This is a genomic window from Streptomyces sp. NPDC005784 (genome assembly GCF_042871525.1).
In the GTDB taxonomy this organism is placed as follows: Bacteria; Actinomycetota; Actinomycetes; order Streptomycetales; family Streptomycetaceae; genus Streptomyces.
The window spans coordinates 405,261-430,662 of the sequence record NZ_JBIAIQ010000004.1 but is presented as its reverse complement, the minus strand read 5'-3'; the positions used below and the strand labels follow the sequence as shown (position 1 = coordinate 430,662).

The window sequence follows — 25,402 nt, the reverse complement described above, 5'->3', positions numbered from 1 at the left end:
TCGTTCAGAGCCGGTGTGCCGCCCCGGTCGGGGTCGCCCCCCTTGTGTCCAGCAGGAGTTGGGCCTTCACGGACAGTCCTTGCAGGTCGTACGTGCGGTGTTGCTGGAGCAGGATCGTCAGGTCGGCGTCGGCCGCGGCCTCGTAGAGGGAGTCCGCGCGCGGAACGGGCCGCCCGAGGACGCTCCAGGCCGGGACGTGCGGGTCGTGATAGCTGACGGACGCGCCGAGTTCCATCAGGCGTACGGCGATCTCGTGGGCGGGCGCGCCCTGTTGATCGGCGATGTCCGCCTTGTAGGTGACGCCGAGCAGGAGCACCCGGGCGGCACGGGCGGACTTCCCGTGCTCGTTGAGCAGCGCGGCGGCGCGCTGGATGACGTACTGGGGCATGTGGTTGTTGACCTGCTGGGCCAGTTCGACCATCCGGAGGGGGCGCCCGGAGGGGCCGCCGAGGTCCTGGGCGATCCCGTGCCCGCCGACCCCCGGGCCGGGCCGGAACGCCTGGAACCCGAACGGCTTGGTCTCCGCGCAGCGGATGACGTCCCACAGGTCGACGCCCAGGTCGTGGCAGAGCACGGCCATCTCGTTGACGAGCGCGATGTTGACGTGCCGGAAGTTGGTCTCCAGGACCTGCACGGTCTCCGCCTCGCGGGGGCCACGCGCGCGTACGACCTTGTCGGTGAGCCGCCCGTAGAAGGCGGCGGCCGACTCGGTGCACGCGGGGGTGAGGCCGCCGATGACCTTCGGTGTGCCGGCGGGGGTGATTTCGCGGTTGCCGGGATCGACCCGGCTGGGTGAATAGGCGAGGTGGAAATCGCGCCCCGCGCGCAGGCCGGAGCCGGTTTCGAGGAGCGGGCGGAGGAAGCCCTCGGTGGTGCCGGGGTGCACGGGCGATTCCAGGATCACCGTGGTGTGCGGGCGCAGCCGCGCGGCCAGGGTGCGGGCCGCCGCCTCCACCTGGCCGAGATCCAGGGTGCCGTCCGCGCCCCGTGGGGTCGGGGCGCAGATGACGGCGGTGCGCACGCGGCCCAGCTCGGCCGGGTTGGTGGCGGGCCGGAAGCCTCCCGAGAGCATCCGGCGCAGTTCTGCGGGGGTGAGGGAGCCGCCCTCCGGCCCTGTTTTGTAGCCGAGGGTGGAGATGCCGGCGGCGACGGCGGCCTGGGCCAGGGGCAGGCCGAGATGACCGAGTCCGATGACGGCGAGGTCTGCGGGCATGGAGTGGGCCGTCCTTCCCAGTAACCGATGCGGGACAGGTGCGCAAGCCCTGTGGACAGGATGGGCGAGAGCAATGTCAGACTAGGAGTAAATATGACCGATTTGCGGGATTGATCGATCAAGATTCCTTGCGCGTCGCCGAGTGTTGTCCACAGGCTGGGGGCGGACGGTGGCCGACGAGGGGCAAGACGGTCAGACTTTGGGCAGGGGGGATGTGAGCCGGGCGTCGCCGGACAGGTGCGGCCAGCGCGACCAACAGCGGGAGGCAGCGGTGAGGACAGCGACACTGGGGCCGGCGGAGCGCGCCGAGTCACTTGCGGGAATGGCCGAGCGTGAGCTGGACGTGCTGGTAGTGGGCGCGGGTGTGGTCGGCGCGGGTACCGCGCTGGACGCCGTGACACGCGGCCTGTCCACCGGCCTGGTCGAGGCGCGTGACTGGGCGTCGGGCACATCGAGCAGATCCAGCAAGCTGATCCACGGCGGTCTGCGCTATCTGGAGATGCTGGACTTCGCGCTCGTCCGCGAGGCACTGAAGGAGCGCGGTCTGCTGCTCGAACGGCTGGCACCGCACCTCGTGAAGCCCGTCCCGTTCCTCTACCCCCTCCAGCACAAGGGCTGGGAGCGGCTGTACGCGGGCTCCGGCGTCGCGCTGTACGACGCCATGTCGATGGCCCGCGGCCACGGCCGCGGCCTGCCCGGCCACCGCCATCTGAGCCGCCGCCACGCTCTGCGTGTCGCACCGGCCTTGAAGAAGGACGCCCTGATCGGCGCCCTGCAGTACTACGACGCGCAGATGGACGACGCCCGCTATGTGGCGACGCTGGTGCGCACGGCGGCTTCGTACGGCGCGAAGGTCGCCAACCGCGCGCGGGTCACCGGCTTCCTGCGCGAGGGCGAGCGGGTGGTCGGGGCCAGGGTGCGCGACGTCGAGGGCGGCGGCGAGTACGAGGTCCGCGCCAAGCAGATCGTGAACGCCACGGGGGTGTGGACCGACGACACCCAGGCGATGGTCGGGGAGCGGGGCCAGTTCCACGTCCGGGCGTCCAAGGGCATCCATCTGGTCGTACCGAAGGACCGGATCAATTCCTCGACGGGTCTGATCCTGCGTACGGAGAAGTCCGTACTGTTCGTGATCCCGTGGGGCCGCCACTGGATCATCGGCACCACCGACACCGACTGGGACCTGGACAAGTCCCACCCCGCGGCGTCCAGCGCGGACATCGACTATCTGCTGGAGCACGTGAACTCGGTGCTCTCCGTGCCGCTCTCCCGCGACGACGTCGAGGGGGTGTACGCGGGGCTCCGGCCGTTGCTGGCAGGGGAGTCGGACGCCACCAGCAAGCTGTCGCGCGAGCACACGGTGGCCCATCCGGTGCCCGGACTCGTGGTCGTGGCCGGCGGCAAGTACACGACCTACCGGGTGATGGCCAAGGACGCGGTGGACGAGGCGGTGCACGGCCTCGACCAGCGCGTCGCCGAGTGCGTCACCGAGGACATCCCGCTGCTCGGCGCCGAGGGCTACCGGGCGCTGTGGAACGCGCGAGCGCGGATCGCGGCGCGCACCGGCCTCCATGTGGTGCGTGTGGAACACCTGTTGAACCGGTACGGGGCCATGGCCGAGGAACTCCTCGACCTCATCGCGGAGGACCCGACCCTCGGCGAGCCCCTGCCGGCCGCCGAGGACTACCTCCGGGCCGAGATCGTCTACGCCGCCTCGCACGAGGGCGCCCGTCACCTGGACGACGCCCTGACCCGGCGGACCCGCATCTCCATCGAGACCTTCGACCGGGGCACCCGCAGCGCCCGCGAGGCCGCCGAGCTGATGGCACGGGTCCTCGGCTGGGACAAGGACCAGATCGAGCGCGAGGTCCAGCACTACGAGAAGCGGGTCGAGGCCGAGCGGGAGTCCCAGCGCCAGCCGGACGACCTGACGGCGGACGCGGCCCGGCTGGGGGCGCCGGACATCGTGCCGTTCTGACCGCCGCTTCGCCCGTATCACTCGAACGGGTGTCGTGAGCTGGGATCTTCGGTCGCGGCCCGGCCGTTCTACCGGGTGCGGGGACAGAACTCGGCGGCGAGCAGGGCCGGCTCGAGCGTCGGGTCCGTGACCCCGTCCGTGTTCACCCGGAAGGTGAGGACACGACGACCGTCGACGGTGGCCGCGCTGCGCACGTAGCTGCCGGAGATGCGGCCGTTGTGCCCCCACACCGTGGTCCCGCACGGCAGCCTCACCGGGAACAGCCCCATGCCGTACGAGCCATGTGCGGCGCGGGTGTCGAGCATCTCGCGCAGCCAGTGCGGGGGCAGCAGTCCGCCGCCGAGCAGGGCCGCGTAGAAGCGGTTCAGATCGGCCAGGGTGCTCACCAGCTCACCCGCCGCGCCGGCCACGCGCGGGTCGAGCTCGGTGACATCGGAGCCGTCGGCGGCGTAGGCGCGGCCGTGCGGCGCGGGAAGCGACGCACGGTCACCCGGGAACGAAGTACCGGTCAGGCGAAGGGGATTGATGATGCGGCGCTCGGCCTCGGCGGCGTACGAGTGGCCGGTGACCTGTTCGACGATCATGCCGAGCAGTACGTAGTTGGTGTTCGAGTAGGCGAAGCGGCCGCGGTGGGCCGGGGGATGGGTGAGTGCGATGCGCAGGGCCTGAAGAGGAGTCACGGGGACGGTGCCCCCGGTCGCCGAGGTGAAGTCGTAAAGGCCGCTGGTGTGGCGGAGCAGGGCACGCAGCGTGATTCGGCGGCCGTCGTTGCCCGCGCCGCGCACCAGGCCGGGCAGGTGGTCGTCGACGGAGTCGGACAGGGACAGCCGGTGCTCGGCGGCGAGTTGCAGGACGACCGTCGCGATGAACGTCTTGGTGATGCTTCCGGCGCGGAAATGATCGGAACGGGCAATTCCGTTTCCGGCATCCGTGAAACGTGAACCGGTCGCGTCGTCGGCGAGCAGGGCGGCGGCCGGAGCGCCGCCCCGGGTCACGAGGAGGGTGAGCGCGGTGTCCGAGGCCTGGATGGCAGGGCTTCGGGCGGCGACCGGGGTCGGCCCCGGCAGGCCGGTCTGGGCCATCCCGAGGAGCGCCAGGGACACGGGTACGACCAGGAGTGTCCGAGGTGTCCGGGGCCGTGGCATCGGCGGGTCCTTCCTTGTCGCGGCTCATGATGAGGCACGTTTCTGTGCGCGGGAGCAGGGCGCGGGCCGAGCCGGCGACAGGGTGCGGAGGGATGTGCGGAAGTCCGATTACGGGGTAGTCGGTGGGTGCGGGAGCAGGTTGCGGGGCGGTCGGGTGAGTGCGGGGTGCGGCCGTCGGTGAGCCGTCGGCGGGGTCCGGGCGTCTCACTGGCTGAGCTGTTGCGGTTCCAGGGGGCCCCAGGGCGTTGGGCACTTGTCGGGTGAGGGACAATGGAGGCTCTGTCAGGGCGGGTTGCATGAGGGGACGCATGTCGGAGGCGGAGCGGGCGGGAGCATCCCGTCAGGACAAGAGCGAACGTCTCCTCGCCGGGCGGTACCGGCTGGGGGATGTTCTCGGCCGCGGCGGCATGGGCACGGTGTGGCGCGCCGAGGACGAGACCCTGGGCCGCACGGTGGCCGTGAAGGAGCTGCGATTCCCGTCGGCCATCGACGAGGACGAGAAGCGCCGGCTGATCACGCGCACGCTGCGGGAGGCCAAGGCCATCGCGCGGATCCGCAACAACGGTGCGGTGACGGTCTTCGACGTCGTCGACGAGGACAACCGGCCGTGGATCGTGATGGAGCTCATCGAGGGCAAGTCCCTCGCCGAGGCCATCCGCGAGGACGGACTGCTCACGCCGAAGCGCGCCGCCGAGGTGGGCCTGGCCATCCTCGACGTGCTGCGCTCGGCGCACCGTGAGGGCATCCTGCACCGGGACGTGAAGCCGTCGAACGTGCTGATGTCCGACGACGGCCGGGTCGTGCTCACCGACTTCGGCATCGCACAGGTGGAGGGCGACCCGTCCATCACCTCGACCGGCATGCTCGTCGGCGCGCCCTCCTACATCTCGCCGGAGCGGGCGCGCGGCCACAAGCCCGGACCCGCGGCGGACCTGTGGTCGCTGGGCGGTCTGCTGTACGCGTCGGTCGAAGGCGTGCCGCCGTACGACAGGGGCTCCGCGATCGCGACGCTCACCGCCGTGATGACCGAGCCGGTCGAACAGCCGAAGAACGCGGGTCCGCTGGAGAACGTGATCTACGGCCTGCTCGCCAAGGATCCCGAGCAGCGGCTCGACGACGCGGGTGCACGGGCGATGCTCAACGAGGTGCTGCACGCGCCCGAGCCCGAGCAGAGCGTGCCGGAGCCGCCGGACGCGACGAAGGTCGTGGCCATGCCGCCCCTGCCGGAAGAGCCGGGGCGGCGGGGTGCGGGCGGCCTCGGTTCCGGTGCCAGGAAGGGCGAGGAACCCGCGGAGCGGCTGCGCGGGGCCCTGCGTTCGGTACGCAAGGCCGCGACCGCGGCCGGGGCCGCCACAGCGGCGGCCACCTCGGCGGCCACGGCCCGCGCCAAGACGGTCGGCGGCCCGGATTCCTCCCGGGCGGAGGAAGCCGCCAAAACGGCCTCCCCGCGCACGGGTGCGGGGTCCGGCGGGGCTGCCGACACGGTCGACGGCAGCTCTGTGCCGTCCGCCTCGGCGGGTTCGTCCGTGCCCGGTGCGCCGTCCGTGCCGGGGCAGTCGGGCAGTCGTGACGGTACGTCGGTGAACTCCAGTTCGGACGGGGGTGCCGGAGCGGCGGGTGCCGCCGGTACGCGGAGTGCCTCGGGGTCCGGGTGGCCGGTGGCCCCCGAGCGCCCGGCGCGCCCGGTGCCGAAGGCCTCGCTGACGGACGTCGTCCCTCTGCGGACGTTGGTGGTCCTCGCGGTGGTCGTGGCGCTGGTCGTGATCGGCATCGTGCTGGCCCTCACACTCGGCGGCGGGGACGACAAGGGCTCCAACGGCGCCAAGAGCAACGGCAGCAAGGCGACCGCTTCCAGCGGGGCGACGTCCGGAAGCGGGAAGGGCGGCGGCGACAGCAAGGGCGGCGACGACTCCGCGCACACGGACAGCGGCGACAAGTCGGGCTCCGACTCCGGGTCCGGTTCAGGGGACGGGAACGCCTCTTCGGGGACGGACGCGAGCGCGAGCACGTCGGCCGGTTCGAGCGGTGACGGCAAGGAGTCGGGCTCGGGTTCGGGTTCCACCTCCGTCACGACGTACAAGAGCGGCCAGGGCTTCTCGATCGGGCTGCCGAAGGGGTGGAAGTTCCAGTCCCAGGACGCCGCGGGAGCCCGGTTCGCGGGTCCCGACGGGCAGAAGCTCCTCGTCGGCTGGACGGACACGCCCAAGGACGACCCGGTCGCGGACTGGGAGAACCAGGAGCGCTATATGACGCGCTCCCAGTACTCGAAGGTGCGCATAGAGCAGGTGGACTACCGAAGGTGGAACACGGCCGACTGGGAGTTCACCTATGTGGACGGCGGCACCAAGTACCGGTCGATCGACCGCGGTTTCGTCGTGAACCCGCATCAGGGGTACGCGTTGATGTACACGGCGAAGGCCTCCGCGTGGGACAGCGCTCTGCGCAAGCACACGTGGAAGACGCTGACCGAGACGTTCCAGCCGAAGTCGTGACGTACCGCTCGCCGAGGTGACGTTCCGCCACGAAGGGGAGCCCGAGATCTCGCATCACCGCTCTGCGGGTTGCCTCGGGCACGTATCGTGAGTGGTTGCGGACCGAACGAAGCCACAACGGAACGCACGGCGAACGGAATTGACCAACCGGTCGGCTGGGGGAAGCATCGTGGACGACTATGCGGGACGGGTACTCGCCGACCGCTACCGCCTGCCTCTGCCACCGTCCGACGAGTACGAACTCGCCGAGAGCCGGGCCTTCGACACCTACAGCGGGCAGGAAGTCCTGGTACGGCAGGTGCCGTTGCCGGAAGTCGTCGAGGCCGAGGTGCTCGACGCGGACGGGCTGCCCGACGGGTTCGTGGCCCGGGACGGCGGGGTGCGGCGGGCATCCGCCCGGACCACGCGCCGGCCCACCGAACCGGCGGTGCGGCGCGCGATCGAGGCAGCGCAGGCCGCCGCGCAGATCCCCGACCATCCCCGGCTCGACCAGGTCTTCGACGTGTTCGCCGAGGGCGGGTCGCTGTGGATAGTAAGCGAGTTGGTGCCCGCGAGGCCGCTGGCCGCGCTACTCGCCGAGAAGCCGCTCAGCCCCTACCGGGCCGCCGAGGTCGCCGCGGACGTCCTGACCGCGCTTCGGGTCCTGCACGCGCACGGATGGGTGCACCGGAACATCACCGTGCGCACGGTGCTCGTCTGCGACGACGGCCGCGTCCTGCTCACCGGACTGGCGGCCGGGGCCGCCGAGGAGGCGCTGTGCGGGTACGACCCGGTGCCGGCGCCGGAGGACGACTTCAGGACTGAGCCCGGGTCCGGCCCCCGCGCCGGGCAGCCGGGGAACGGCGGTCCGGCCGGAGCGGGCGCGGGCGCTTCCCGGGGTGCCGCCGGAGGCGGGCCGAGTCCTGCGGGCGGGCGAGGTCCCGCCGGTGGCATCGGATTCGGCGGTGCCGCGCGTGGTGTCGCCGTGGCGGCCACGAGCGGCGCCGATGCCGAAGCGGCCCGGCGGGCGGCGATCGAGGCCCGCGCGGAGCAGGGAACGCCGGTTCCGGGGACGCCCACGGCGGGCCGGGGCCCGCGTGCACTCGAAGCGGGTGGTCCGGCGGGTCCGGGCGGTCCGGCGGGAGCGAGCCGTCCGGCGGGAGCGAGCCGTCCGGCGGGAGCGGCCGGGCGAGGTGGCGGACCGGAGACGGGCGAGGGAGCGGAGGACGCAGGGGACGACATCCGCGCCGCGCGCGCCGGAGCCATCGCCGCGTACCGTGCCGGAGCACGCGCCGCAGCCCGCGTTCAGGGGGAAGAGCGGGGCGACCCGCTCGCTCTTCCGGCACCCCGGCCCTCGGCACCCGGTGAGCAGGGCGAGCAGACCGGCCAGGACAGCCGGTACGGCACCTCCCCGCACTCCACGCAGGCCCAGGCCTACGCCCCGCCGCAACTGTCCGGCCAAGGCGGGCAGCAGCGCCCGCACGCCGCGCCTCCGGGGCAGATAGCGGACCCCTACGGAGTCGGCGGGACGAACAGGCACGGGGTTCGGCCGCGTCCTGCCGGAGCCGTCGACGGGGACGACGGCCAAGGACGCCCCACACTCCCCTCGGGATCGGGATCGGGATCGGGATCGGGACTGGGACCGGGATCGGTCGGCAGGCCGGCCCCGGGTGCCACGGGGTACGACAACCCCGCGCTCGTGCCCGGCCAGGGGTCCTACCCCGCAGGGCACGGCGGCCGTCCGGGCGTCCCGGCCCCCGGACAGCCCCTCGACAACGACCGGGTTCCGGACAACGGCCGGTTCTCCGGCGGCTTCCAGGCTTCCGGCCACACCCAAGTGCCCGGACATCCCGTCGGGTTCACCGACTCCGGCCTCGTCCGCGTACCCGGCGCCGCTACGGCCCCCGACCACACCCGGGTTCCCGGCGCCCCGGGGAGCCCCGCCACCGCCTCGCACAACCCCGAGCGCCGCGGCGGCGGTTGGGGTGAGCTGGTCGTCGGGACGCCGCCGCGCCGAGGGCCGGCCACCGCGCTCGCGGCGGAGCGGGCCCGGCAGGCACGGATGGCCGTGGTCGGACCGGTCACCGAGCGCTGGGCGCCGGAGCAGGCCGGACCGGTGCACGAGAACTGGCAGTTGGCCGCCCCGATCGGACCGGCGACCGACCTGTGGGCGCTGGGCGCGCTGCTCTTCCGCGCCGTGCAGGGACACGCTCCGTACCCGGAGGAGAACACCGCCGAGCTGGTGCAGCTGGTGTGCGCCGAGCCGCCCGCCTTCGCCGAGGAGTGCGGGCCGCTGCGGCCCGTGGTCGAGTCGCTGCTGCGCCAGGACCCCACCGAGCGGCTCGACTTCGAGGAACTGCGCGGCTGGCTGCGGTCCCTGGTGCGGTCCGCGCCGGAGCCCGAGGCCGGGACGCATGTCGTGCCCGCGCCGCCCGTCGACCCGAGCCGGCTGCCGATCGTACGGCGCCGGGGCGAGCTCGTCCGCAGACGCCGTGCCGGGCTCCCCGCGACCAGCCCGCACGCCCGCCACAAGCGCGCCAGGCAGGAGAGTTCGGCGCGGCCGCGCCGGCTGGGCCGGAACCTGCTCCTGCTGGTCCTGCTCCTGCTGGCCGCGGCGGTCGCGTACGCCGTGGTCTTCATGCCCAAGTCGGACCGGAGTGGCACGGGAGACGGCCGGACCGGCGCCGCCGGACAGGTCGGCCCCGCCCCCGACACCAGCTCCGAAGCCACGTCGAGCAGCGAGCCGCGCCCCGACCAGACCTCGCCGGACCCCGGCAACAGCCCTTCGGGGAAGTCCAGGTCGACCTCCTCGCACACCACCACCGATCCGGACGTCGCCCAGGGGTTCACGCTCCGCAAGGACCCCGATGGATTCCAGGTCGCCGTGGCGAGCGGCTGGAACCGTTCCCCGAGGAACGGCAGCGGCCAGATCATCTACTCCCAGGGGGACTTCGAGCTCATCGTCGTACCCGGGCGGGACGGCACGGCCACGTACGGCAGCGACCCGATGACCTACCAGCGGGAGAACGAGAAGGAGTTGCAGCCCTTCCGGGACTCGACCTGGGCCACCTCCAGCGGGATGCGGCGGATCGACGTGGGCGGCAAGGCGATGGCCGAGGGCCAGTTCACCTGGCAGGACTCCGCGGGGCGCTCGCTCTATGTGCGCAACCTCGCGATCCTCGTCGGCGGCCACTACCACGTGGTGCAGGTACGCGGCCCGGATGCCGAGCGCGACGAGGTGACACGCCTCTACGAGCAGGCGTCGTCGACCTACCAAGTCACGGGCTGAACAACCCTTTTGCGCACCGGACGCCGCGTTTGCGCAGGCGAGGACGTCTGAACACCGAACGGTTCCCTCCCGTACAAGGAAGGGACAACCGTCACAGTGCGGTCTCCGTACGACCCCGCTTGTTCCCTGAGTGGGTACCGCTCTTTAGTCTGACCCTGTCAATACCATTGCGGGGAAACGTGAATCAGATTCAGGGCCTGCTCCTCGCGGGCCGCTACCGGCTTGTCGACTCCATCGGCAGCGGTGGCATGGGCCGGGTTTGGCGCGCCCATGATGAGGTGCTGCACCGCGCGGTCGCGGTCAAGGAGCTGACCGCCGCGCTGTACGTGGCCGAGAGCGACCTGGCCCGGCTGCTCGCCAGGACCCATGCCGAGGCGCGGGCCGCGGCCCGGATCAACCACTCGGCCGTCGTCACCGTCCATGACGTGCTGGAGCACGACAACCGGCCGTGGATCGTCATGGAGCTGGTCGAGGGCAACTCGCTGGCCGACGAGGTCAAGGCGCAGGGACGCCTCGAACCGGCCGAGGCGGCGCGGATCGGGTTGTGGGTGCTGCGCGCGCTGCGCGCCGCGCACGCGGCCGGTGTGCTGCACCGGGACGTGAAGCCGGGCAATGTCCTGCTGTCGACCGACCGGCGCGTGCTGCTCACCGACTTCGGGATCGCGCAGGTCGAGGGTGACACGACCATCACGCGCACCGGCGAGATCGTCGGTTCCGTCGACTACCTCGCGCCCGAGCGGGTGCGCGGCCACGACCCCGGTCCGGCCGCCGACCTGTGGGCCCTCGGGGCCACGCTGTACACGGCGGTGGAGGGGCGGTCGCCGTTCCGGCGCACGTCGGCGCTGTCGACCATGCAGGCCGTCGTGGACGAGGAGCTCACGCCTCCGCAGTACGCCGGTGCGCTGGAGCCCGTCATCGTCTCGCTGCTCTGCAAGGACCCCGCGGGACGCCCCGGCCCGGACGAGGCCGAGGAGATGCTCGCCGAGGCCGCGGAGGGCCGCCGTCCGAGGACGGCACAGGCGTATGTGCCGACACAGCATGTGGACACGAGTGGGGGACGCGACCCTTCCGACGGAGGCGGGATACACGGGGCCGGGGCACATGGGGGCGGAACCCATGGTGGTCAGAACCACGGGGGTACCGCCCACGCCGGTCTGTCCTACGGTGCACCGACCACGGGCGGCCACGGCCATGGAACCGGCGTCACCACACAGGGGGGCACGCCCCAGGGCGGCGGTCCCGCCGGGACCAGGTACCAGCTCCTGCCCGGCCCCGAGCCCCGCAAGCGTCGGCGGGGCCGCACCATCGCCCTCGTCCTGGTCATGGCCGCGCTGGTCGGCGGCGGCGGTGCCGTAGCCATGCGGTACGCGGACAACTGGCGGCGGGCCGGCGGCGACTCGGCCGACTCCGTCGGATCAGGCGGGAACAAGGGGGGCGCCACCGGCAAGCCCAGCGGCGGGGCCACGGACGGCGGGTCAGGAACCGCCACCGGCGCCCTCCCCGCGCACTGGGTGAGCGTGGACGACCCCGACGGCTTCAACATCGCCCTTCCCGGCAAGAAATGGAAGCGGAAGGCCAACGGCTCCCAGGTCGACTACACCCCGGACGGCGGCGAGCACTTCGTCCGCATCGCCGTGGACGACTCACCGGACTTCCCGGATCCGTACAGCCACCAGCTGGACCTGGAGGAGCAGTTGACGAAGCTCCAGGACTACGCGCGGGTGAGCCTCGAGGCGAACACGTTCCGGGACTGCCACGGCTCCCTCTGGGACTTCACCTGGACCGCGCTGCCGAAGCAGACGCCGTTCCCGGGGCAGCGTCGCGCCATTGAGCAGACCTACCTCGGCCGGAACGGCGTCGAGTACGCGATCTACATGTCCTCGCCCGCCGCGGACTGGGACACCGCGCTTCAGCAGTTCAAGGTGATCCTGCGCAGCTGGAACCCCAAGGCCTGATAACACCTACGGCGACGTCATCGCTCCGGAGCGCCGCCGTCCGGTGGGGCATGATGGGCCCATGGGGACCGAGGGGGAGAACGTCCGTGTGATCGCGGGTCGTTACCGGCTGGAGGCCAGAATCGGCCGGGGCGGCATGGGCGTCGTCTGGCGTGCCACCGACCAACTGCTCGGCCGCCGGGTCGCGGTGAAGGAGCTGGCCTTCGACGACTCGCTGTCGGCGGAGGAGGCCCGGCTCCAGCGCGACCGCACCCTGCGCGAGGCGCGGGCCGTCGCGCAACTGCACCACCCGCACATCATCGTCGTCCATGACGTCGTCGAGGACGACGAACGCCCGTACATCGTCATGGAGTTGATCGACGGCGGCTCGCTCGCCGAACGGATCTCGGCGAACGGGCCGGTCGACGCGCGCGAGGCCGCCCGCATCGGCATCGACCTGCTCGGAGCGCTGCGCCGCGCGCACGACGCCGGCGTCCTGCACCGCGACCTCAAGCCCGCCAACGTCCTCGTCGAAGCGGGCACCGACCGCATCGTGCTCACCGACTTCGGGATCGCCCAGGTCGCGGGCGCGACGACGCTCACCGAGACCGGCGCGTTCGTCGGCTCGCCCGAGTACACCGCGCCCGAACGGATGGCCGGTGCCCGGACCGGCCCCGAGTCCGACCTGTGGTCGCTCGGCGCACTGCTGTGCACGGTGCTGAGCGGAGCGTCGCCGTTCCGCCGCGACTCGCTCGGCGGCATCCTCCACGCGGTCGTCGTCGACGAGATCCGTCCGCCGGCCCAGGCCGCACCGCTGCTGCCCGTCGTACGAGGGCTGCTGGAGCGCGATCCGGAGCGGCGGCTCGACGCGGCGGAGGCGGAGCGGATGCTGCGCGCCTTCCGGGACACCGGCCGTACGCCGCGGCTGTCGGTCCCGTACACGCCGACGCGGCGGGACGTACCCCTGCACAGACCCGCGCCCGAACCGTCGCCGGGCTCTCCCGCCACCCCGGCGGACCAGCCGCCCAGGCAGTCCACGCGCAGTCTCCTCGTCGCCGCCGCGCTGGTCGCCGCGATGGCCGGGGCGGGGGTGTCGGCGGCCGCGCTGCTGATGGGCGGAGGCGGCGGTGACGGCAAACCGGCCTCGTCGAGTTCGCCGGGCACGTCACGGACGTCGAGCACGTCGTCCACGTCACGGACACCGCATACGTCGTCCCCGGCGTCCGGCACGCTCCCGTCCCCGCCCGCGAGCGCCGACCCCACCGTCACGGTGACCCGGCGGCAGACGTCGGCCGCCACCCCCCGCACGGCACCCTCGGGCTACCGCACCGCGTCGGATCCGAACGGCTTCTCGCTCGCCGTGCCCGACGGCTTCACGCGGGATCCGCAGGGGGAGCGGATCTTCTACATGTCGCCGGGTGAGACCTTCCGCCTCGGCATCAAGGTGGCCGACCCCGAGACGGGCGGTCCGCTCGGTGTGATGCGCCGGGCGGACGCCGACGGGCCCTCCAGCAACCCCGGCTATCACGACGGCACGGTCGCCAGGACGACCCACGACGGACACCCCGCCGCGCTCTGGGAGTTCACCTGGAACGGCTTCAGCGCGGCGGAGGGCGCACGGCACACCTACGACGTGTGCTGGGAGGAGGGCGGCCGGATGTACGACGTCTGGGTCTCCGCGCCGGTGGGCCGGGTGACGGAGGCGAAGGAGTACTTCGACGTGGCGGTGGATACGTTCGTGGCCTCATGAAGCCCGTGGCCCCGTAAGGGGAGATAAGGGATGGCGTGCGTCACGGGTCTGTGACCGGTGGGCGAAGAGGCTGGATGGGGAGGCGCCCGCCGCGATACAGATGGACGTATGAGCGACGACGGGGGAGTCCCTCACGGGGGCGACGAGCCGACGAGTTTCGGTCTGCAACCACCGAGACCCGCGGCGCAGATCCGGCAGCCGGGGGTCACGGTGCCGGGCCGGCAGTCGGAGGCGGCGGTGCCGGACCGGCCTCGGGAGGCCGCGGTGCGGGGCGGGCAGCCGGGAGCCGTGCTGCCGGGCGGCCCGCCGGGAGCCCCGGTCGCCGTCCCGTACCCGGGCAATCCGTATGCCACGCCCGTCCCGGCAGTCCCGGACCAGCCGGAGGCTCGCGGACCGGAGCCCTCGCGGGAACCGGGAGCGGGCCGGCTCGTCGCCGGGCGCTATCGCCTGCTCGCCAAGCTCGGACACGGCGGCATGGGCACGGTGTGGCGGGCCGAGGACGAGACCGTCGACCGTGAGGTCGCGGTCAAGGAACCGCGGGTCCCGGACCATCTTCCCGATCGCGAACGGGCCACCGCGTACGAGCGGATGCGGCGCGAGGCGCGCGCGGCGGCGCGGCTCGACCGTCGCTCGGCGTAGTGCTCTATGCCGCCACCGAAGGCGTCTCCCCCTTCCGGCGCAGCAACACGCCCGCCACGCTTCAGTCGGTTCTCAACTCCGCGCCGGCCGCGCCCGCTTCGGCGGGAGTCCCGCTCGCGGAGGCGATCAACGGCCTGCTCAGCAAGGAGCCGTCCCACCGGCCAGGGGCGGCCGAGGTCCGACGCCTCCTGGAGGAGGCCGTACGACCACCCGCCCCGGCGCCGACACAGGTCACGCGGATCGAGGGCCCGGACGGACCCGGAGGGCCCGGCGGCAGGGTCTTCCGCGTCGGCCGCAGGGCCCTGATCGGCCTCGGAGCGACGGTCGCCGCCGTGGTAGCCCTGGCCGCGGTGGCGGCGTACCTGGTGATCGCGGACCCGTTCGCCGGTCCGCTGCCCGACGGCTGGCGGAAACGTCATGTGGCGGACGTCGCCGCGACGCTGGGGGTGCCCGCCGACTACCAGAAGGGAACGCCGGACCGGACGTCGGACAAGGGGCACTGGGTCACGTACACCGACTGGAGCGGAAGCATCACGATCGGGCTGAGCCTCTCCAGGAAGTCCGAGGACGCCACCAAGCAGATCAAGGACTCGGCGAGGGCCGAAATGTACGCGGACGACGGTGGGTTCAAGGCGAGCGGCTCGTACTCCCTGAGCATGCCCGCCGGTCCGAGGACGACCCCGGACGCCAAGGCGACGTACCGGGGCAGGGAGTCCGCCGAGAACACGGCGAAGTACATGACCACCGACACCCAGAATCCCCGCCCCCGCGAACTCAGGCTCTTCTACTACAAGTCGAGGGCCGGCGACATGTACAGGCTCACGATCAGCTATCCGGGCGAGGGCGACTTCACCGCGCGGGGCCGTGAGGTCGCCGACGCGGCGATCGCGAACCTGGACATCGACAGGCCGTGATCGAACCCGCCGGCGCCGTGCGGGCGGCGGCCCTCTCGTCCCCGGTGACCGGACTGTGACCGGAGAAACGATCCCCCGGTGATCGTCGGATCGACAACGCCCTGATCAGCGTATTCGCTGCCAGTGATCACTGGCGGTGTGTGAGTACTCCGTGAAAGGCCATTACCGACGGGTACCCAAAGGGAGCGAGCGGGCATACCCTGCGGCTCATGACGGACTCGCAGGCCGCGGAGCAGGCCACGGAAGACACCGGCACCGACGAGACGGCCGGTACCGACGCGGCGGCTTCCGCTCCCACGGAGGCCGCCGCGACGCCCGCCGCCGAAGCGATCGCCGGCGCCGACGCCGACGCGTCGGTCGAGGCGGACGCCAAGACCGGACCGAAGGCGGGCACGGACGAAACGTCGGCTGTCGCGGGAACGCCTGCCGACGGGGAAACGTCAGCCGCCGCGGAAGCGGCAAGTGCGGGCGGGACCGCCCGTCCGGATGAGACCGTCGGTCTCGGGGACACCGCGACCGGCGACGGCATCGCGACCGACGACGACACCGCGGAGGGCGAAGGCGGTGCGGGCGACACCGCGACCGGCGACGACACCGCGGACGCGTCCGCCACGCCCGTTGCCGTCGGCACCAACCCCCTCGCTCCCGCCCCGGCCGGCGCCCGTACCGCCGTCGACGTCGTGACCCCCGAGCTCGTCGCGCAGCTCACCAAGGGTGTGGCCGGGTCCGGGCGGACCGCCAACCACACCCCGTTCACCGGCGAGAAGCTGGCCGACGTGCCCGAGTCCACGCCGGAGGACGTCGAGAAGGCCTTCGAGCGGGCCCGTGCCGCCCAGGTCGCCTGGGCGGCCACCCCGGTACGGCAGCGCGCCGCCGTCCTGCTCCGGTTCCACGACCTCGTGCTCGCCCGGCAGGCCGAGGTGCTGGACCTCATCCAGCTGGAGACGGGCAAGGCCCGGCTGCACGCCCATGAAGAGGTCCAGGCCGTCGCGGTCGCCGCGCGGCACTACGGACGCAAGGCACCCTCGTATCTGCGTCCCAAGCGGCACGCCGGCGCGGTCCCGACCCTCACCAAGGTCACCGAACTGCGCCACCCGCGCGGTGTGGTCGGGCAGATCGCGCCCTGGAACTACCCGCTGGAGCTGTCGGTCGGCGACGCGCTGCCGGCCTTCGTCGCGGGCAACGCGGTCGTCATGAAGCCCGACACCGAGACCTGCCTCACCGCCCTGTGGGCGCGTGACCTGCTCATCGAGGCCGGGCTGCCCGCCGAGGTCTTCCAGGTCGTCATCGGGGACGGGCCGGTCGTCGGACCCGAGGTCGTCAAGCACGCCGACTACGTCTCCTTCACCGGGTCGACCCGGACCGGCCGCGAGGTCGCCCAGGGCGCCGCCGCCCGGCTCGTCGGCGTCTCCCTCGAACTCGGCGGCAAGAACGCCATGGTGGTCCTGGAGGACGCCGACCTCGACAAGGCCGCCGCGGGCGCCGTCCGCGCCTGCTTCTCCTCCGCCGGTCAACTCTGCATCTCCATCGAGCGGTTGTACGTCCACGAGTCGATCGCCGACGCCTTCGCGGAGCGGTTCGCCGCCCGGACCAGGGCCATGCGGCTCGGCACGTCCCTCGCGTACGGGGCCGACATGGGGTCACTGGTCGGGGAGCGGCAACTGGAGACCGTGACGCGGCATGTCGAGGAGGCCGTCGCCAAGGGGGCCAGGGTGGTCGCCGGCGGTGTCGCCCGGCCCGACATCGGCCCGTACTTCTACGAGCCCACCATCCTCGACGGAGTGGAGGCCCCGATGGCCGTCTGCGCCGAGGAGACTTTCGGGCCCGTTGTCTCCCTCTACCGGTTCAAGACCGAGGACGAGGTCGTCGAGCTCGCCAACTCCACGTCGTACGGCCTCAATTCGTCCGTCTGGACGAAGGACGGGCGGCGCGGTCGCGCGGTCGCGGCCCGGCTGCGGACCGGCACGGTGAACGTCAACGAGGGGTACGCACCCGCGTACGGCAGTGTCCAGTCGCCCATGGGCGGCATGAAGGACTCCGGCCTCGGCCGTCGGCACGGCTCCGAGGGCATCCTCAAGTACACCGAGGCGCAGACCGTCGCCCATCAGAGGCTGCTGCCGATGGCGCCGTCCCTCGGCATGGACGACGAGAAGTACGCGGCGTTCATGAGCCGGAGCCTGAAGCTCATGAAGGCGTTCCGGCTGCGCTAGTCCACGGCCCTTCGCGGGCCCTTGATCAACGATCCACGGTTCTCAAACAGTTCTCAAAACGGTTCTCGATGAGGAGAGCGGCACGTGTCACAGGAGAGCTCTGTCCAGGAACAGCCGGACGAGGGAACGGACGCAGGAACGTACGAGGGAACGTACGACTACGACGTCATCGTCGTCGGATCCGGCTTCGGCGGCTCCGTCACCGCCCTGCGGCTGACGGAGAAGGGATACCGCGTAGGTGTCCTCGAAGCCGGCCGGCGCTTCACCCGCGACACGCTCCCCAAGAACTCCTGGGACATCAAGAACTACCTCTGGGCCCCGAGGCTCGGCATGTACGGTATCCAGCGCATCCATCTGCTGGGCAATGTGATGGTGCTCGCCGGGGCGGGCGTCGGCGGCGGTTCCCTCAACTACGCCAACACCCTCTACGTACCGCCGAAGCCCTTCTTCGAGGACCCTCAGTGGAAGGACATCACCGACTGGGAAGGGGAGTTGAAGCCGTACTACGACCAGGCCCGGCGCATGCTGGGTGTGCGGCTCAACCCGACGATGACCCCGTCGGACGTGCACCTCAAGGCCGCCGCGGAGCGGATGGGGGTCGGCGACACCTTCCACATGGCGCCCGTGGGTGTCTTCTTCGGCGACGGACAGGACGCGGACGGGTCGGCCGGGGCGAAGCCCGGTGAGGAGATCGCCGACCCGTACTTCGGGGGCGTGGGGCCCTCCCGCAAGGCCTGCACCGAATGCGGCGAGTGCATGACCGGCTGCCGGCACGGCGCCAAGAACACCCTCAACGAGAACTATCTCCACCTCGCCGAGAAGGCGGGCGCCGTCGTCCATCCCATGACGACCGTCGTGTCCGTCACCGACGACTCGCGGGGCGGGTACGCCGTCCAGACCCTCCCGACGGACGAGCGGCGCAAGGGGGAGGGGCGGACCTTCACGGCGCACCGGGTCGTTCTCGCGGCCGGCACCTACGGCACCCAGACGCTGTTGCACCGCATGAAGGCCGGCGGACAGCTGCCGTACCTGTCGAAGAGGCTGGGCGAGCTGACCCGCACCAACTCCGAGGCGCTGGTGGGCGCGCAGACGGACAACCGCCGCTACCGCAAGGCGCACGGGACGCCCAGGGCCGACTTCACCCAGGGTGTGGCCATCACCTCCTCGATCCACCCGGACGAGAACACCCACATCGAACCCGTCCGCTACGGCAAGGGCTCCAACGCGATGGGCGGTCTGTCCATCCTCCAAGTCCCCTACGCGGAGGGCTCGTCGAGGGTGGCCGGATGGCTCGTCAACGCGGCGAGGCATCCGCTGCTGGTGCTGCGGTCGCTGTCCAACCGCCGCTGGTCCGAACGCACCATCATCGGTCTTGTCATGCAGTCGCTCGACAACTCCCTGACGACGTATCTGAAGCCGAAGGGCGCGGGCAAGGGGCTGTTGACGGCGCGTCAGGGTCACGGCGCTCCCAACCCCAAGCAGATCAGGGCCGCTTCGCAGGCCGCCTCCGTCATCGCGGAGGAGATCAACGGTTTCGCGGGCAGCAATGTCGGCGAGCTGATGGGCACCCCGCTCACCGCGCACTTCCTCGGCGGTTGCCCGATCGGCGCCGGTGCGGAGGAGGGCGTCATCGACCCCTACCACCGGCTCTACGGCCACCCGGGCATCTCCGTCGTCGACGGTGCCGCCGTCTCCGCGAACCTCGGTGTCAACCCGTCGCTCACCATCACCGCGCAGGCCGAGCGGGCCATGTCGTTCTGGCCCAACAAGGGCGAGGCCGATCCGCGTCCGGCGCCGGGAGCCGCGTACGAGCGTCTCAAGGCGGTGGAGCCGCGCCGGCCCGCCGTGCCCGCGGACGCCTTCGGCGCACTGCGGCTGCCGTTCCTGGGCATGCCGACGGTGCCGCCGAAGCCGTAGTCCCGTCCGGCGAGGGCCTTGGCCCCGGCCGGTGCGGGCTCTCCGGTCCCGGACAGCGAAAAGAAGGACCTGCGCCCCCCTCCGAGCGCAGGTCCTTCTCTTCTTGCGACTTCTCGCGGCTTCTTGCGACTTCTCGCCAGGCTGATGCCCGCGTCAGTCGTGCCGGGCCGTGTTACGCGGTCGCGCCACCGGACTTGCGGCGACGGACGACGACCAGCGCACCGGCACCGGCGACGACGGCGATACCGCCGGCGAGGCCGATCATCGGCAGGGCGGAGCTGGAGCCCGTCTCGGCGAGGCTGCCGTCGACCTGAGGTGTGTTGCCCTTGTCGGCCGGCTTGTCCGAGACCGGAACCTCGCCGCCTTCCTGCGGCTTGGTGCCGTCGGTGTCCGTGCCGGCCGCGACGATCTGGAACTTGTACGCGACCTCGCCGTAGCCGGTGCACTCCGCGTCGGCGTCGCCGTAGATGCTGGCGCCGAGGGAGAAGCCGGCGCCGACCGGGGCGCTGGACTTCACGTTGATACGGAGCGGGATGTCGACCTCGTAGTCGGGCTTGAGCTCGTCGGTGTAGCCGACGAAGCCGACCGCGTAACCCTCGGAGTCGACGTCCTCCCAGACCTTGTCGTCCGGGTTGTACGCCTGGAGCTGGACCTTCTTGCTCTGGAAGAGGTCCTCGCCCGCCTTGTCGGAGGACGCGCCGGCGAAGAAGCCGAGGTCGCTCAGGGTGGAGTCGGAGTTGTTCAGGACGCCCAGGGAGAACTTGTGCCAGCCGCTGCCCGCCGCGATCTTGCCGGGCAGGCCGCTGATGGACACCTGGACCTTGGAGTCCGAGCACTCGGACGGCTCGGGCTCCGGGGACTCCGACGCGGAGGCGGACGCGGACGCGGAGGCCGACGCCGAAGCGGAGCCGCTCGGGGCCGGAGCGGACTCGCTCGCGGACGCCGACGCCGACGCCGAGGCGGACGCGGAGGCCGACGCCGACTCGGACGGCGCGGGGGAGCTCTCGCTCGCGCTCGGCGAGGCCGACTCGGACGGGGACGCGGACACGCTCGCGCTCGGGGAGGGGGTTTCTTCCGCGAACGCGGCCGGCGCGACCGACAGCAACGCGAGCGGTGCTATGACAGCCGTCGCGGCCGCAGTGGCCATGGCACGGCGAAGCTTCATGAAGACCTCGTATGTCCAGTGCGCCGTGAACTCGCGGCGCGAATATGACGTATATGGGTGAGGCCTCCGCGTGTGGGGCGCGGGTGTGGCCGTTGGTTCTGCAGGTGTGACCGGCGAAACCTGAGAATGGTTGTCCTGCGACTCACAGAATTCTTATGTGGCCTGAGTCACACCCCTGCCCGGCTTGCGTACGTCCGTTCGAGCCGCCTACAAATGTGCTTCGTGTCTGAAAAGCAGCCCGGGGAAACCGGAGAGCCGACGGTTCCTGACGATGTGTGGGAACAGTTCGCGCGCGACAGCGAACGCGACATCCGCGACTCGGCCCCCAAGGAACCGTCCGCCCGGGCGCGCATGGTGACGGAGCGACTGCGTCTGCAGGACGCGCGGGAGGCCGAGCGGGCCGTCCGCCGGGCCGCCCGGAAGGAAGTACGGCCGGCCGCACAGCCCGAGGGCTGGCGTACGGGCCCCGCCTGGCGCGAGATGGACGGGCGCGCCGCCCGGCGCCGCAGACTGTGGGCGATCCTCGGGATCCCGCTCGCCGTCGCCGTGGCGGTCGTCGCGATGAAGCCGTCCCTGCTGCCCGGCGATCCCATCGGCACCTCGGCCAAGTCCCCCTCGGCCGGCCCCACGCTGCCGGACGAGACAGCGGCCCCGACCGCACCGCCCTCCGCCCCGGACTCCCGAACACCCACCAGGGAACACCCGTTCGCCGGATCGCCCGCGGAGCGCTGGGCCGACGGCGTGGCCGCCATCGTCGTCCCGAAGGCCACACCGGTCGGTTCGCTCACGAAACAGCAGGTGGCCACCGCGCTGCGGCAGACCAAGAACCTGCTCGTCGGGGCGAACCTCGATCCGGCGACCCTGCGCGGCGAGCGCCCCGAGGCGGCGATCGCCGTCCTCGACCCCAAGCAGCCCCGGATGGTCGACGACGTCAACCGCCGGCTGCGCGCGCCGGACAAGAAGCACGATCCCCTGGGCCTGTTCAGCCGCTTCGACCCCCACGAGGCAAACCTGGTCGGGCACGTGGTCAAGACGCGCGGCCGGATCACCTTCAAGGCGGGCAAGGACGCGTCCGTCGCCATCCACGCCGACTACACCTTCGTCTACCCGGTGTCCCCGGTCGGTGGGAACTCGACCGAGGTGACCCGCACCATCGTGCGCCGCGTCCTCGACGTCACGTTCTCCGACCCGAGGAAGTTCCGGGTCACCCCGGGCAAGTTGCTGATCCGTTATTACACGGAGGACATCGGCAACTCCGCCTGCGACGTCTACGACGGCTTCCTGCACCCGCGGTTCGTGTCGCAGTCGGTGTCGGCCACGCCCACCGACGCGTCGCCGAGCGGCCCGACCATCGACCCGTACGACCGCAGCCGTGACATCGAGCGCTCCGCCACGACCGACTGCGGCACGGTGTCCCGCGTCTGACCGCGTCCGCCGCGTCTGACCGCGTCCGTGCCCCGGCGTCCGTGCCTCGCGCACGGTGAAGGGCCCCGCGGGACGGATGTCCGCGGGGCCCTTCTTCCGACAGCACCGACGTCAGGGCGGCGCCGGTGACTCGAAGCGGCGTCGGGGGATGCGCCGCTGGTCGCGGGAGTGGCCGCCGGTCGTACGCGGTGGCACACGAGGGCGCGCACATGATGCCGGCCCTGAACGGTTTCCGTCGGACGGCCCCGGGCGTCCCCGGGGCCGACCGTTCTCTTGAATGACCGGCCTGCTGTCCCCTGCCGTCCGGTCACACCACCTGGAGCGACGTCCCACGACGCACGGCACGATCCGTACGTCTCATCGCTCCAGCGAAGCCACGCGTGGTTCCTTCGGGCCCGCCCCTGGCTGACACGGACACCAGAAGAAACGAAGTCCGCGGCACCCCGGTCACGCGCCGTACGGGTGAGAGGGAATGCGTACGTGCGTACGCCGGGTGCGGGCCCTGCGTACGCCGGACACGGGGCCCGGCGTCCCGGACGCCGCCGCCCGTCGGCGCACTCCGGATCCGGGATTCAGACCCGGCCGCGGCACAGTTCGAGCAGGGTCATGGCCAGAGAGGTGCCCGGCTTGCCGAGCGCGTCCCGGTAGTGGCCGAGGATCTCCATCTCGCGGGAGAGGTTCACCCGGCGGCCTCCGGAGGTGATCCGGGCCTCCTGGATGACGGCCGAGACGGCCATCCGTTCCTGCACGAGGCCGATGATCCGGTCGTCCAGGGCGTCGATGCGCTCGCGGGCACCGGTGATCACGTCGGCGGCCTCGTCGGTGCGGGCGCCGGTCTTGTCGAGTACGTCGGCCATGGTGGGGCTCCTCGGCGGAAGGGGTGCCCCGGAGCGGCAGGGCCCGGAAACGGCAGACGCCCCGGGCCTTGTCGGCCCGGGGCGCCTGGGAAGTCGCTTGTCAGTTGCTCAAGCAGCACGACCATGGCAGCCGGTGGGCCGGTTGCCATAGGTAAACAGGAAGGTCGTCTGCGTGAGCATGACGGCAGTATGCACGCCCGCGGGGGCGTCGGCCAAGCAGGGTTCGGATGATGAGACCCGGGCCGGGAACCCCGGCGGCGCCAGGCCCACCGCGGCCCCCGGTAGAATCGGCCGTACACACCCTTTTGCTCACCGCCGGAAGGCAGACCGTGCCAGAAGCGTCCCCCGCCGCCCCCGACACCGTCCTGGTCGTCGACTTCGGTGCGCAGTACGCCCAGCTCATCGCCCGTCGCGTCCGTGAGGCCCGGGTCTACAGCGAGATCGTGCCGAGCACCATGCCGGTCCAGGAGATGCTCGCCAAGAACCCGGCCGCGATCATCCTCTCCGGCGGTCCCTCGTCGGTCTACGCGGAGGGCGCCCCGCGCCTGGACCGCGAGCTCTTCGAGGCGGGTGTCCCCGTCTTCGGCATGTGCTACGGCTTCCAGCTGATGGCCACGACCCTCGGCGGCACGGTCGACAACACCGGCGCCCGCGAGTACGGCCGTACGCCGCTGCACGTCTCGAAGTCCGGCTCCACCCTGTTCGAGGGCACCCCGGACGAGCAGCCGGTGTGGATGTCGCACGGCGACGCCTGCTCCGCGGCTCCCGAGGGCTTCACCGTCACGGCCTCCACGGACGTCGTCCCGGTCGCCGCCTTCGAGAACGACGAGAAGAAGCTCTACGGCGTCCAGTACCACCCCGAGGTCATGCACTCCACGCACGGCCAGCAGGTGCTGGAGCACTTCCTGTACCGCGGCGCGGGCATCACCCCGACCTGGACCACCGGCAACGTCATCGACGAGCAGGTCGCCCTCATCCGCGAGCAGGTCGGCACCAAGCGCGCCATCTGCGGTCTGTCCGGCGGAGTGGACTCCGCGGTCGCCGCGGCCCTCGTCCAGAAGGCCATCGGCTCCCAGCTCACCTGTGTGTACGTCGACCACGGTCTGATGCGCCAGGGCGAGACCGAGCAGGTCGAGAAGGACTTCGTCGCCGCGACCGGCGTCCAGCTCAAGGTCGTGGACGCGGAGGAGCGCTTCCTCACCGCGCTCAAGGGCGTCTCGGACCCCGAGGAGAAGCGGAAGATCATCGGGCGCGAGTTCATCCGCGTCTTCGAGCAGGCCCAGGCGGAGATCATCGCCGAGGCCGCCGAGGGCGAGGACGTCGCGTTCCTGGTCCAGGGCACGCTCTACCCGGACGTCGTCGAGTCCGGCGGCGGCACCGGCACCGCCAACATCAAGTCCCATCACAACGTGGGCGGTCTCCCCGAGGACCTGGAGTTCCAGCTCGTCGAGCCGCTGCGCCAGCTGTTCAAGGACGAGGTCCGGATGGTCGGACAGGAACTCGGCCTGCCGGACGAGATTGTCCAGCGCCAGCCGTTCCCCGGCCCCGGCCTCGGCATCCGGATCGTCGGCGAGGTGACCAAGGAGCGTCTCGACCTGCTCCGTGCCGCCGACGCCATCGCCCGCGAGGAGCTGACCGCCGCCGGTCTCGACCGTGAGATCTGGCAGTGCCCGGTCGTCCTGCTCGCCGACGTGCGCAGCGTGGGCGTCCAGGGCGACGGCCGGACGTACGGCCACCCGATCGTGCTCCGTCCGGTGTCCAGCGAGGACGCCATGACGGCCGACTGGTCGCGGCTGCCCTACGAGGTCCTCGCCAAGATCTCGACGCGCATCACGAACGAGGTCGCGGACGTCAACCGCGTCGTGCTCGACGTGACGAGCAAGCCCCCGGGCACCATCGAGTGGGAGTAGTCCTCCCCCTTCAGGTCCGCTTGAGCGTGCGCACCGGCGCGCCGGGCTTCCAGACCTGGACGACCAGATACGTGTCGTCCTCGACGTAGGTCCGCGTGACCTCCGTCAGTTCGGTGCGGAAGAGGTGGAACGGCTCCGGCGGTTCCACCTCTTTCACGTACGCCGCCTTCGCGGGGACGTCGTCGCCCACCTCGACCGCCCGCCCGCTGATCCGCACGTCGCCGCCGCCCATGTCCGTGCCGGCCCCCGGATTCGCCTGGAGCGCGAAGCGCGGGTCGCGGCGCAGGTCGAGTGCCTTGAGGGAGTCCGGCATCATGCCGAGCCACAGTTCGCCGTCCAGGAAGCGCACCTCGATGCCGGAGGTGCGGGGCGAGCCGTCCTTGCGGAGGGTCGCGAGGACGTGGTGGGTGAAGGCGCCGAAGCGCTGTTCGACGGTGCCGGCGAGGTCCGGTTCTGCCGTGGAGAGAGCTGCCCAGTTCATGACCCGAGTCTGGCGCGTATACCCGACATCTTCTGTCGGGTATTGCCGGAGACCCTCTTTGGTCCTCTTTTTTCTCTCACGGAACACCCCTGTTCTCCTGCGCT

Annotated in this window: 15 protein-coding genes and 1 pseudogene; 11 read left to right on the top strand and 5 right to left on the bottom strand. The window is 71.7% G+C overall.

Annotation, left to right across the window (positions count from 1 at the left end; all coding sequences use genetic code 11):
- Window positions 1-4: 4 nt before the first annotated feature.
- Window positions 5-1,213: a nucleotide sugar dehydrogenase gene (locus ACFYR3_RS09730; RefSeq protein ID WP_355844084.1), complete on the bottom strand. Its 1,209-nt coding sequence runs from the start codon at window positions 1,211-1,213 to the stop codon at window positions 5-7.
- A 271-nt stretch (window positions 1,214-1,484) separates the two neighbouring features.
- Here ACFYR3_RS09730 and ACFYR3_RS09725 point away from each other — a divergent pair, with 271 nt between their 5' ends.
- Window positions 1,485-3,191 (top strand): glycerol-3-phosphate dehydrogenase/oxidase, encoded by a 1,707-nt coding sequence (locus ACFYR3_RS09725; RefSeq protein ID WP_355844087.1) that lies wholly within the window; start codon window positions 1,485-1,487, stop codon window positions 3,189-3,191.
- Between the two features lie 68 nt (window positions 3,192-3,259).
- Here ACFYR3_RS09725 and ACFYR3_RS09720 read toward each other — a convergent pair whose 3' ends face one another.
- Window positions 3,260-4,336 (bottom strand): serine hydrolase domain-containing protein, encoded by a 1,077-nt coding sequence (locus tag ACFYR3_RS09720; protein WP_355844090.1) that lies wholly within the window; start codon window positions 4,334-4,336, stop codon window positions 3,260-3,262.
- Between the two features lie 308 nt (window positions 4,337-4,644).
- On the opposite strand from ACFYR3_RS09720, the gene ACFYR3_RS09715 reads away from it, so the two are divergent.
- From ACFYR3_RS09715 to ACFYR3_RS09685, 7 genes and pseudogenes are all read left to right on the top strand, one after another.
- A complete protein-coding gene (locus ACFYR3_RS09715) occupies window positions 4,645-6,828 on the top strand; it encodes a serine/threonine-protein kinase (RefSeq protein WP_355844093.1) in 2,184 nt (727 codons plus the stop codon).
- A 169-nt stretch (window positions 6,829-6,997) separates the two neighbouring features.
- Entirely contained in the window at window positions 6,998-10,096 is a 3,099-nt protein-coding gene (locus ACFYR3_RS09710) for a protein kinase (protein WP_389282311.1), read from the top strand.
- Window positions 10,097-10,284: 188 nt separating this feature from the next.
- Window positions 10,285-12,051: a serine/threonine-protein kinase gene (locus tag ACFYR3_RS09705; protein WP_355844316.1), complete on the top strand. Its 1,767-nt coding sequence runs from the start codon at window positions 10,285-10,287 to the stop codon at window positions 12,049-12,051.
- 61 nt (window positions 12,052-12,112) lie between these two features.
- Window positions 12,113-13,780 carry a protein kinase gene (locus ACFYR3_RS09700; RefSeq protein WP_355844099.1) on the top strand — a complete coding sequence of 556 codons (1,668 nt, stop codon included), beginning with the start codon at window positions 12,113-12,115 and terminating at the stop codon, window positions 13,778-13,780.
- A 108-nt stretch (window positions 13,781-13,888) separates the two neighbouring features.
- Window positions 13,889-15,333 (top strand): annotated as a pseudogene (locus ACFYR3_RS09695) (hypothetical protein).
- Window positions 15,334-15,542: 209 nt separating this feature from the next.
- Window positions 15,543-17,543 (top strand): succinic semialdehyde dehydrogenase, encoded by a 2,001-nt coding sequence (locus ACFYR3_RS09690; RefSeq protein WP_389282309.1) that lies wholly within the window; start codon window positions 15,543-15,545, stop codon window positions 17,541-17,543.
- Window positions 17,544-17,627: 84 nt separating this feature from the next.
- Window positions 17,628-19,460: a GMC family oxidoreductase N-terminal domain-containing protein gene (locus ACFYR3_RS09685; RefSeq protein ID WP_389282307.1), complete on the top strand. Its 1,833-nt coding sequence runs from the start codon at window positions 17,628-17,630 to the stop codon at window positions 19,458-19,460.
- A gap of 172 nt (window positions 19,461-19,632) precedes the next feature.
- On the opposite strand, the gene ACFYR3_RS09680 is transcribed toward ACFYR3_RS09685, so the two are convergent.
- Window positions 19,633-20,274: an LAETG motif-containing sortase-dependent surface protein gene (locus ACFYR3_RS09680; RefSeq protein ID WP_355844106.1), complete on the bottom strand. Its 642-nt coding sequence runs from the start codon at window positions 20,272-20,274 to the stop codon at window positions 19,633-19,635.
- On the opposite strand from ACFYR3_RS09680, the gene ACFYR3_RS09675 reads away from it, so the two are divergent.
- A complete protein-coding gene (locus ACFYR3_RS09675; protein ID WP_389282305.1) occupies window positions 20,267-20,686 on the top strand; it encodes a hypothetical protein in 420 nt (139 codons plus the stop codon). The two genes, ACFYR3_RS09680 and ACFYR3_RS09675, sit on opposite strands and share 8 nt — an antisense overlap.
- Window positions 20,687-20,838: 152 nt before the next feature.
- Entirely contained in the window at window positions 20,839-22,050 is a 1,212-nt protein-coding gene (locus ACFYR3_RS09670) for a hypothetical protein (protein WP_389282303.1), read from the top strand.
- Window positions 22,051-22,622: 572 nt separating this feature from the next.
- Here ACFYR3_RS09670 and ACFYR3_RS09665 read toward each other — a convergent pair.
- On the bottom strand, window positions 22,623-22,907 hold the full coding sequence (locus ACFYR3_RS09665; RefSeq protein ID WP_351537737.1) for a chorismate mutase: 285 nt from the start codon (window positions 22,905-22,907) through the stop codon (window positions 22,623-22,625).
- Window positions 22,908-23,236: 329 nt separating this feature from the next.
- Between ACFYR3_RS09665 and guaA the strand changes: the two genes are divergently transcribed.
- The gene (gene guaA, locus ACFYR3_RS09660) at window positions 23,237-24,817 is read left to right on the top strand and encodes a glutamine-hydrolyzing GMP synthase (RefSeq protein WP_328449131.1); all 1,581 of its coding nucleotides are present in this window, start codon (window positions 23,237-23,239) and stop codon (window positions 24,815-24,817) included.
- 10 nt (window positions 24,818-24,827) lie between these two features.
- Here the strand turns inward: guaA and ACFYR3_RS09655 are convergent, their stop codons facing one another.
- Window positions 24,828-25,298, bottom strand: coding sequence for a pyridoxamine 5'-phosphate oxidase family protein (locus ACFYR3_RS09655; protein WP_355844117.1), 471 nt, complete (start codon window positions 25,296-25,298; stop codon window positions 24,828-24,830).
- Between the last annotated feature and the right edge of the window lie 104 nt (window positions 25,299-25,402).

What these genes read in the sequence shown, in the direction of transcription:
- ACFYR3_RS09730 (WP_355844084.1), bottom strand. Translation starts at nt 1,213, where the DNA reads ATGCCCGCAGACCTCGCCGTCATCGGACTCGGTCATCTCGGCCTGCCC.
- ACFYR3_RS09720 (WP_355844090.1), bottom strand. Translation starts at nt 4,336, where the DNA reads ATGCCACGGCCCCGGACACCTCGGACACTCCTGGTCGTACCCGTGTCC.
- ACFYR3_RS09715 (WP_355844093.1), top strand. Translation starts at nt 4,645, where the DNA reads ATGTCGGAGGCGGAGCGGGCGGGAGCATCCCGTCAGGACAAGAGCGAA.
- ACFYR3_RS09700 (WP_355844099.1), top strand. Translation starts at nt 12,113, where the DNA reads ATGGGGACCGAGGGGGAGAACGTCCGTGTGATCGCGGGTCGTTACCGG.
- ACFYR3_RS09690 (WP_389282309.1), top strand. Translation starts at nt 15,543, where the DNA reads ATGACGGACTCGCAGGCCGCGGAGCAGGCCACGGAAGACACCGGCACC.
- ACFYR3_RS09675 (WP_389282305.1), top strand. Translation starts at nt 20,267, where the DNA reads ATGGACACCTGGACCTTGGAGTCCGAGCACTCGGACGGCTCGGGCTCC.
- ACFYR3_RS09670 (WP_389282303.1), top strand. Translation starts at nt 20,839, where the DNA reads ATGTGCTTCGTGTCTGAAAAGCAGCCCGGGGAAACCGGAGAGCCGACG.
- ACFYR3_RS09665 (WP_351537737.1), bottom strand. Translation starts at nt 22,907, where the DNA reads ATGGCCGACGTACTCGACAAGACCGGCGCCCGCACCGACGAGGCCGCC.
- ACFYR3_RS09655 (WP_355844117.1), bottom strand. Translation starts at nt 25,298, where the DNA reads ATGAACTGGGCAGCTCTCTCCACGGCAGAACCGGACCTCGCCGGCACC.